We start from the raw sequence: 7799 nt of genomic DNA, 5'->3' as shown, positions 1-7799 counted from the left end.
GGCCGACCTGCGACACTGCCCGTCGAGAGCACGTGATGCGATCGCCGACCACATGACTTGGGGGACGCCTATGGGCACGTTCCGACGCACCAACCTCTTCTACGGTGTTGACCATGAACGGGTGAACGCCGCGTTGGAGGAGTTTTGGCAGCAGGAAGGGCACAGCTTGGAGGGGCTGCGCGACGACGATGCGCATCGGCGCTACTACGGCGACTACTACACCCTTCACGAGCAGTGCGACGGCTGGACCGTGCTGGACTGGAACAAGGGCTGGGAGTGGGATCTGCGTCGACGCGCCCAGCTGCACGTCTCGCGGGTACACGACTGCCCCGGGCTGCTGACCTTCATCTACGACGACGACTTTTGGGGCTGCGAGCTGTTCAACCACGGCACGGTGATCGACCAGTTCCAGCAGCAGACCGGCAACATCAGCTCGTTCTTCGGTGATCTTCCCTGCCAGGGGCGCCCTGACCTCCTGCTCGCCCAGTTTCCGGCTCTGAACCTGAACTTCGAGCACGCTCGCGCCTATCTGACCCACTACAGCATCGACGACCCCGCATACGAAGACATCGACTACGAGGACGAGCACGACCCCCGCAACCAGCCCGCCCGCCCGGGCGACGGGTTCGGCCGCCTGGAAGGAGGCGTCTACTGGGACTTCCAGCACTTCCTCGGCGCCAGCGGCGGCCCGGTCTGGCGCAAGTTCACCACGGAACCCGTGTAGCGTCCGGTCTCTCTCACTGGCCTCAACGAGTTCTACCGCAGCTGCACACCCTGGAGGCCGTTCCCTGGCGCTACTGTCGGCGCTACGCGTCGTCCTCGCCGCCGTCGGTGTCCTCCTCCGCGTCGCGGTCGCGCAGCTGACGCAGGCCCGTGGCCGGGTTGGTGGCATGGAAGGCGTAGCGGCCGTGGATCTCCTTATCTGGACACCTTCGAGTGACGCTTGAACCGGTGCCGTGGCGGTGGAGGTTCAGGTCTCGTTGGGCCATCCGAATGCAGGCTTGGGGAGGCCGGTGTGCGGGTGGTCAAGGAACGCGACGGCGGTGTCGTACGCCGGGTGCGGTTGGTCGACGGTGACGGTGAACCGCTCGCAGCGGCCTGCCGGTTCCTGGATCACCTGGTCGACCGGGGGTTCTCGCCGCACACGATCTGTGCGTACGCGTACGACCTGCGGCGCCTGTTCACCTTCCTCGCTGCTGAGGGCATGGACTGGCGCCAGGTCCGGGGCCCGGACGCCCTCCGGCTGCTGGCGTTCCTGAGGCGGGCGCCGTCGCGTCGGCCCGCCCAGCGGCTCGGCCTGACGGTCGTGGTCGGCGGTCCGGAGGCGCCGGGTAGCCTGCTTTCGCCGGCGACCGTGAACCGGATCCTGGCTGCCGTCTCCAGCTTCTACGACTGGGCGGTGGTCGCCGAGGAGTACGACGGCGATTCCCCGATGCAAAAGCGCCTCGACCCGGCACTCGCCCGGGTGCCGGACCGGCATCAGCCGTTCAACGGAAGATCGGGCGTCGCCCCCGCGACCACAGCGCCGACCTCGGGAACCGAGCACTTCCCCTCCATCAGGGCACGTCTCACGTCCTCCACCACACCACGCTCCCGGAACGACCAGGCCATCCGCCTGGTTCACGATCAAGACATGGTGCAGTTAACAGGTCGGAACCAGGCCAGCAGCTCATACGCGTACGAGCGGAGCGAAGCCGGGCTGTCGTCGTCAGCGCGCATGTCGAGCAGGAACTCGCTGACCGCCGCCACCTCGACGCCGTCCATGTCGAGCAGCCGGTACGACAGGGTCGGGTCGCCGGTCTCCTCAACCCGGCCGACCCTCGGCACCGCAAGTGCTGTGACATCACGTAACTCCGTACGCTCCTGCACCTGATCCTCCACGAACCGCTGTGGTCTCCAACGACTCGTGATGACAGCACATCAGGACGGTTGTACGGGACGGTTTCGAGGGAAGCACGCTTAGCCGACAGGCCGATCTCGTCACCGTGCGTCGAACTCCGGGGACGCTCCAGCTCACCCCTCGGTAGTTTGGTCAACAGGTCTTCCATCTCGTCCCGGTATGCCTGGTGGATGATGTCCTTCCTGCCGTGGCAGATGTCGCGGGCGAGCTTGTGGCGGGACTCCTGCACGGTGAGCTGCTTGTGCATCTGCCGCCGATGGGTGTCGTCGACCGGGTCGAAGACGGCGAGCAGGTGCAGGGTCTTGGCGATCCGCCCGTACTCGGCGAACGCCTGCCCCAAGGGCGTGGGGTGGCCCTCGCAGCCGAACATCCGCAGCAGGTCGTAGGCGCGGACCTGGTTGGTGACCAGGGAGCCGGCCACCCGCAGCATGTCCCGCCAAGCGGTGAGCACCTTCTTCACGTTCACCCGGTTCCGAGCGAGCGCCTCCAGCGGCCCGTACCCGCCCACCGTCTCGCCGCCGGACATCTGGGCCTTCCAGAACCGCTGGTCCTGAAGGTCTTTGAACCGCGGGGAGAAGCGGTAGCCGAGCATCTTGAAGATGCCGAAGACCATGTCGGAGTAGGAGGCGTTGTCGGTGCCGACCATCTCCGGCTTCACCCCGCCGTCCGGGTTAGCAGCGCGTCCAGGATCAACAGGGAGTCTCGCGGGGTGCCGGGCACCACCATCTGCCCGATCCCGATGACCTGGTCATTGATCGCGTTGAGCCAGGTAATGCCCTTCTTCTTCGCGAAGTACTTCGGCGACGGGGCGGCGTTGATGGTGCGGACGGGGACGACGAAGCGCAGGCCGTCGACGGAGGCGAGCAGGCCCTTGCCCCAGAACTTGACGATCGGCACCTTCGCCTGGGCCTCGATCAGGGCGGCGTTGGCCGCGGCGATGGTGTCGGCCCGAAGGTAGTACTGGTCGACGTGGACCAGGCGGGAGCGGGTCAGGGCGTCGAAGTTCGGGTTGATGACCGGGGTCATCCCGATGTTGCACGCCTCGCTCACCAGCAGCGCCACCATGGAGGTGGTGAGGTCCTTCATGCGGGTCCTGCCGTCGCCCAAGTGCACGAAGGCGTCCAGGAACACGGCCGGGCGTGGACGGCGCACCGCGAACCGCACCACCATGGCGGGCACCACCGCCAGGTCTTCGGTCGGGAACGCCCCGAGTATCCGCAGAACCGCACAGCACCGCGAAGCCGAGCCGGGGCGCGAAGCCGCCCGTCTTCCCCGTCGCTGCGATCGACAACCCGGCGCTGCCGGAGGCGCTGGACGAGCTGGCGGCAGCGCGGGCAGACGAGATGGACGCCGACACCGTCAAACCGGAGTTGTCCATCGCGCGCAAGGCGAGCCGGCCCAGCTCGACGAACACGGCCACCGGCCGCTGCGGCGGCACGGCACCGACGACCCGACGACGACCGACATCTGACCGGCCCGGCTGGCAAGGAGACGGCCAAGCGCCATCATCGGCGGTAGCGCTGGGGACTAACGTCGTTCGCAGGCCAGGGCGTTTTACGCCTCGACGGTCTCCGAGGGCTCCAGGGGTTGGGTGGCGTGCGCCGCCTCAGCCGTGCCGCGCTCCCGGTGAGCGCGCTCGACCCGGCGGCCCCAGTTCGTGCCGCCGATGACCAGGGCAGCCCCGAGGATCCCGGTGTACCCGATGTGATCGCCGCCGAGGATCACCCCGACAGCGAGCGCCCAGATCGGCTCTGTGCCAAGCAGGAGGCTCACCCGGGACGGCGAGGTGGTCCGCACCGCCCACATCTGGATGAAGAAGGCAAAGACGGTGCAGACCAGCGCCAGATACAGCAGATCTCCCCACTGCGCCGGGTCCAGGCGCCAGGCGACAGCAGCGGCGGAGTCGCCGGCGAACGGGCTTGCCGCGCAGAACACCACCGCGCCCACACTCAATTGCAGCCAGGTCAGGTTCAACGAGTCGAACTGCCGCTTTGCGGAGCGGCGGTGCATGACCGTGACGTGCACCGCCCGGATCGCGGCGGCCACCAGGACGAGCAGGTCTCCCACAGAGGGGGCCCGCAGGGAGGATCCCGCCGCCAGCAGCGCCACGCCGACGACCGCGATGACGGCAGCCGCAAAGAAGGCGGGAGGCAGCCAGGAGCGTGCCACCAAGTTCTCCAACAGCGGCGTCATCACGATGGTCAGGCTGATGATGAGCCCGGCGTTGGTGGCGGAGGTTCCGGCGATGCCGAACGTCTCGAATGTCATGATCGCCGCCAGGATCACGCCCAGCAGCAGCCCGGTGCCTACCTCCGCGCCGGAGGCGCGCCGCAGTCTGCGCACGCAGAGGGGCGCCATCGCCACCGCGGTGATCAGGAATCTCAGTCCCAGGATCGCGATCACTGTCTTGGCCGTGACGAGGTCCTTGGCCGCGAGGTAGGTGGAACCCCAGGCGATCGCGACGACCAGGAGCAGGGCGTCGACCAGGCCGGTTCGTGGGATGGTTCTGGATGCGGGCACGTGCTGCTCCCAGGAGTCACTGTCGTCCTGCTCTGCGCAGGACGGAGGGGTGCGGTGTCATTGTGTGCGGACGGGGCTTGGCGTGCCGCGTCTGGCGAGCAGTGCGGCTCGAGCAGACGCGGCACGTGTGTCACCGCTAGGCGCTACTTCGCGTAGGCAGCACTCTCAAGCCGTATTGATTCGTGCTCCCACGCCTCCCGGTCGCGCAGGTACCGGGGCTGGTCCGCGCGGATGGCACGCGTCTCGGCACCACCGGCTGACAGCTTCCAGCGCACCGAGCCGGTGACCGCGCTCGCGCAGCGGTCGGTGAAGGTTTGGACGGCCTGTCGCAACTCGCCGTACCAGCGCCCTTCCAGGGCCTCCCTCACCCACACCTGCTCCATGTGCATCTTCTCCCGGATGGTCTCCGCGCTGAGCGTCGCGGTCTCCAGGTGGCGGTAGGAGCGCAGGAGGAGCCAGGCGGCGGGCATCTCACGGATCTCCAGCACCTTCTCGCCGTTGTCGAGGTGCTCCAGACCGCTGTACCGGCCGATACCGTAGGCACCGACCCGGTCGTTGAGGGCGGCGATCAGCGCCGTGAGTGGCATCTCCACGCCGTCGACGGCTACTGGTACCCCGGTGCGGAAGTCGATCTCGACGATCTCGCTGTCGGTGGTGGCGCGCCGGGCGCTCCACCGGTACATGTGCTCAGGCACCGCGTGGTCTTCCGGGTCGTCCAGGATGCCCGACTCGAACTCGCGGCACCACAGGTTGGAGTCGCCGCTGACGATGCGCTGACTCATCTGGTCCAGGCCGACCTCCTTGAGCGCCTGGATCTTCTCGTCGCGGTCCACCGGGTCGAGGTCGTAGGGGCTGCCGTAGCGCCCGGCGAAAACGAGCAGGCCCAGGGCCCCGTTGAGCCGCCGCAGGGTGTTCTGCGACCGGTTCGCGGTGTGCAGCACCGCCTGCGCGTCAAGGTCGCCCGCGACTTCCACCGCGAGCCTGGCGATGAGGGGGCGGCTGAGCGTCGAACTGACCGGGTGGGTGTCCAGGTAGACCGCCTGCGCGGCGATGGCCGGCCGGACGAACTCCTCGGCGAAGAGCTCCCTGCCGTCGATGACGTGGAGCTGGGCGCCCAGAGCCTCGGCGATGCGCCGCTTGTCCTCGCTTGTCTCGTCTTCCCCCAGGTCGACGCTGACCGCATGGATGCGGCTGAACCCGGCCTCGCGGAGCCGGTGCAGGAGATAGGTGCTGTCCAGGCCGCCGCTGAAGAGTGTGACCAGAGGCAGCGCGGGATCCAGATTGCCGGCGGAGAGTTGCCGGAAGGATCGAATGAGCTGTTCGCGGATCATGATCGCCTTCCCCTCAGCCGTCGGCGCGGGTGAACATCGCGATCAGGACATCGCGATGCCCCTGCGCGCTGCCGATGGGGATGAGCGGTGTGACGCTGTGCAGCATCCGCACGTCGTCGGCGAAGAGGAACTCACCGGGCTCGGTGAGGAGCACCTCGGCCAGCAGTTCGCGGGTGTCGGCCGCGTACACCGCGCTGACGCCACCGTCGATCGACTCGCGGTCGATCAGGAGCGTCAGGACGTAGTCGACGCCGTCGCGGTGCAGCCCTTCAGGCGTCGGCTGCCCCGCCTCGGCATCACGTGCGAGGATGCGGTTCTGGAAGCTCTGCACCTTCCACCGCCTGTTGCCCGTAACCGCCTTCAGGGCGTCAGCGCACCAGTGGAGGATGTCGCTCAGCAGCGCACCGCCTGCCACCTGCTTCTCGAACGGCTCGAAGTGGCGGTCGATGCCACCGTTCAGGTAGTTGATATTCCGGGACTGGGAGTAGGGCACATGAGGCAGGAGCGTCAGGCCCTCGTTCGCGGTGTCGACCAGGAACTCGGAGTACCTTCGAAGCCGGTAGGTGCCGCCGTCGGCCATGTAGGTGTCACGGTGCAGGTTGCCCCAGCTGCCGGCGAACTCCTTCCACTCCGCACCCGCTGTGGTGTCGGGGCCGAGCACCGCGCTGAGCGAGCTGTGTACTAAGCCTCGATCGGGCAGGCTAGCGATGGTTTCCGGATTGGTCCCAGACATGAGCTTCCTCGCTGTCGATGATGGGTTTCAGCGCCAAGGTGCAGCGCAGGCGGATCGAAGCTCGGCAGCACTGGCAAGCCTCCCCCGCAGTCCGGCGAGTACGTGCGCCCGCCCGAACTGACTTTCGATCCCGCCTCGTACCGCCTGCTCCGGTTCCGGACACAGACATGCGAAGACACAAGATCGTTTTCACCGTCGTGATCGTAGGTCCTCAACTCGTATGCCAGTACCGGCAATCCAGCATGTGGACGTTCCCTAAGGCCTACGCCGAACGGCCAAAACCGGATGGATCGCCGCTCCGCACGCCCCTCCGAGTGGTCAAGTGCTAGAGATCACTCCTCGCAAGCGACTTGGGGATCCCCGCGCCCGCAGCGGTAGCCGGCCCGCGGTACTGGTGGGCTCGCGTATTCAACTGTCGCCGGTTCCCCGAGGAACCCAGCCCGCTGGTGACCGGCTGTGATCGCCAGCGGCGTACAACTCCAGGACTCGTTCATCGCCTTCATCGACTACGGCCAGCGACCCTTCGAGTCCGCTGACAGATTCCTTCGGTGAGCGAGAAACTACCCAGCGGCGGCATCGAGCTGTCACCCGACGAGATCGAAGCCTTCTCCGCCAGGTGCTCATCATGCTGGACCCCGAGTGAAAGAGCGTTTTGTCCCAGCGAGGTTGTTTGGTTCGAGGTTCATGTGTCGCGCCAGTTCGGGGTGGAGGGTCTGCTGCAGGTTCGGGTGACAGATGTCACCCGATCATGCATCAGACCCACTCATTGACACTCTGACGCCCGCGCTGGAGATGCAACGCGAGGAAGTGCTCCGCGCACGTCGTGGTCACGAGCGTCTGGTCGCACCGGGCACAGGCGCCAAAGCCAAGCTCACCTCAGCCGACCGGATCCTCGCTACCGTGCTCCACCTGCGCAAACTCGCCACCATGGACCTCTTGGGTCAACTCTTTGGCGTCTCCGCCGTGACCACCTGCCGAGCGAGTCAGGAAGTCCGCCCACTCCTCGAAGCACACGGCCACCACATCGGCGCCTCCACCGCCCGCTTCCGCACCCCCGCCGACATCACGACGTTCCTCGCTTCCGACGCGATCCAAAGCAAGATCAAGAAGGCAAGTTAATGATCTGCACGCCCTTAGGGCCCGTAAAGAATCAACACGGTGGTTTCGTCTCTGTCGTGAGGGCGATGCCGTGTGCGGTTGCGTAGACGTGGAGGCCGGCGAGGGTGGTCAGGTGTGTCGCCGCGGGACCGGGGGTGTGTCCGTGCTGGTCCATGAGCTGTCTGATCTCGCCGGTGGCCTCGCGGATGGTGTCCTT

General features: G+C 66.9%; 6 protein-coding genes and 2 pseudogenes. 3 read left to right on the top strand and 5 right to left on the bottom strand.

The window, feature by feature from the left end:
* Positions 1 to 70 precede the first annotated feature (70 nt).
* On the top strand, positions 71 to 724 hold the full coding sequence (locus tag ACWEN3_RS36070; RefSeq protein WP_452979797.1) for a hypothetical protein: 654 nt from the start codon (positions 71 to 73) through the stop codon (positions 722 to 724).
* Between the two features lie 82 nt (positions 725 to 806).
* Here the strand turns inward: ACWEN3_RS36070 and ACWEN3_RS36065 are convergent, their stop codons facing one another.
* Entirely contained in the window at positions 807 to 989 is a 183-nt protein-coding gene (locus ACWEN3_RS36065) for a hypothetical protein (protein WP_452979794.1), read from the bottom strand.
* 26 nt (positions 990 to 1015) lie between these two features.
* Between ACWEN3_RS36065 and ACWEN3_RS36060 the strand changes: the two genes are divergently transcribed.
* Positions 1016 to 1873, top strand: a complete 858-nt coding sequence (locus ACWEN3_RS36060; protein ID WP_452979791.1) for a site-specific integrase — start codon at positions 1016 to 1018, stop codon at positions 1871 to 1873.
* A gap of 151 nt (positions 1874 to 2024) precedes the next feature.
* Here ACWEN3_RS36060 and ACWEN3_RS36055 read toward each other — a convergent pair.
* From ACWEN3_RS36055 to ACWEN3_RS36040, 4 genes and pseudogenes are all read right to left on the bottom strand, one after another.
* Positions 2025 to 3028 (bottom strand): annotated as a pseudogene (locus tag ACWEN3_RS36055) (Tn3 family transposase); the annotation flags it as partial.
* A gap of 426 nt (positions 3029 to 3454) precedes the next feature.
* Positions 3455 to 4420 carry a DMT family transporter gene (locus ACWEN3_RS36050; protein ID WP_452979788.1) on the bottom strand — a complete coding sequence of 322 codons (966 nt, stop codon included), beginning with the start codon at positions 4418 to 4420 and terminating at the stop codon, positions 3455 to 3457.
* A gap of 143 nt (positions 4421 to 4563) precedes the next feature.
* Complete coding sequence (locus ACWEN3_RS36045) at positions 4564 to 5751, bottom strand: argininosuccinate synthase-related protein (RefSeq protein WP_452979786.1); 1188 nt, start codon at positions 5749 to 5751, stop codon at positions 4564 to 4566.
* A 13-nt stretch (positions 5752 to 5764) separates the two neighbouring features.
* Positions 5765 to 6484 (bottom strand): 2OG-Fe dioxygenase family protein, encoded by a 720-nt coding sequence (locus ACWEN3_RS36040; protein ID WP_452979783.1) that lies wholly within the window; start codon positions 6482 to 6484, stop codon positions 5765 to 5767.
* 759 nt (positions 6485 to 7243) lie between these two features.
* On the opposite strand from ACWEN3_RS36040, the pseudogene ACWEN3_RS36035 reads away from it, so the two are divergent.
* A pseudogene (locus tag ACWEN3_RS36035) lies at positions 7244 to 7603 on the top strand (helix-turn-helix domain-containing protein); the annotation flags it as partial.
* Between the last annotated feature and the right edge of the window lie 196 nt (positions 7604 to 7799).

The sequence above is a fragment of the Streptomyces sp. NPDC004561 genome, assembly GCF_053602155.1.
The sequence above is the reverse complement of the archived record's forward strand: the minus strand, read 5'-3'. Positions and strand labels throughout refer to the sequence as shown.

What these genes read in the sequence shown, in the direction of transcription:
- ACWEN3_RS36070 (WP_452979797.1), top strand. Translation starts at nt 71, where the DNA reads ATGGGCACGTTCCGACGCACCAACCTCTTCTACGGTGTTGACCATGAA.
- ACWEN3_RS36065 (WP_452979794.1), bottom strand. Translation starts at nt 989, where the DNA reads ATGGCCCAACGAGACCTGAACCTCCACCGCCACGGCACCGGTTCAAGC.
- ACWEN3_RS36045 (WP_452979786.1), bottom strand. Translation starts at nt 5,751, where the DNA reads ATGATCCGCGAACAGCTCATTCGATCCTTCCGGCAACTCTCCGCCGGC.
- ACWEN3_RS36040 (WP_452979783.1), bottom strand. Translation starts at nt 6,484, where the DNA reads ATGTCTGGGACCAATCCGGAAACCATCGCTAGCCTGCCCGATCGAGGC.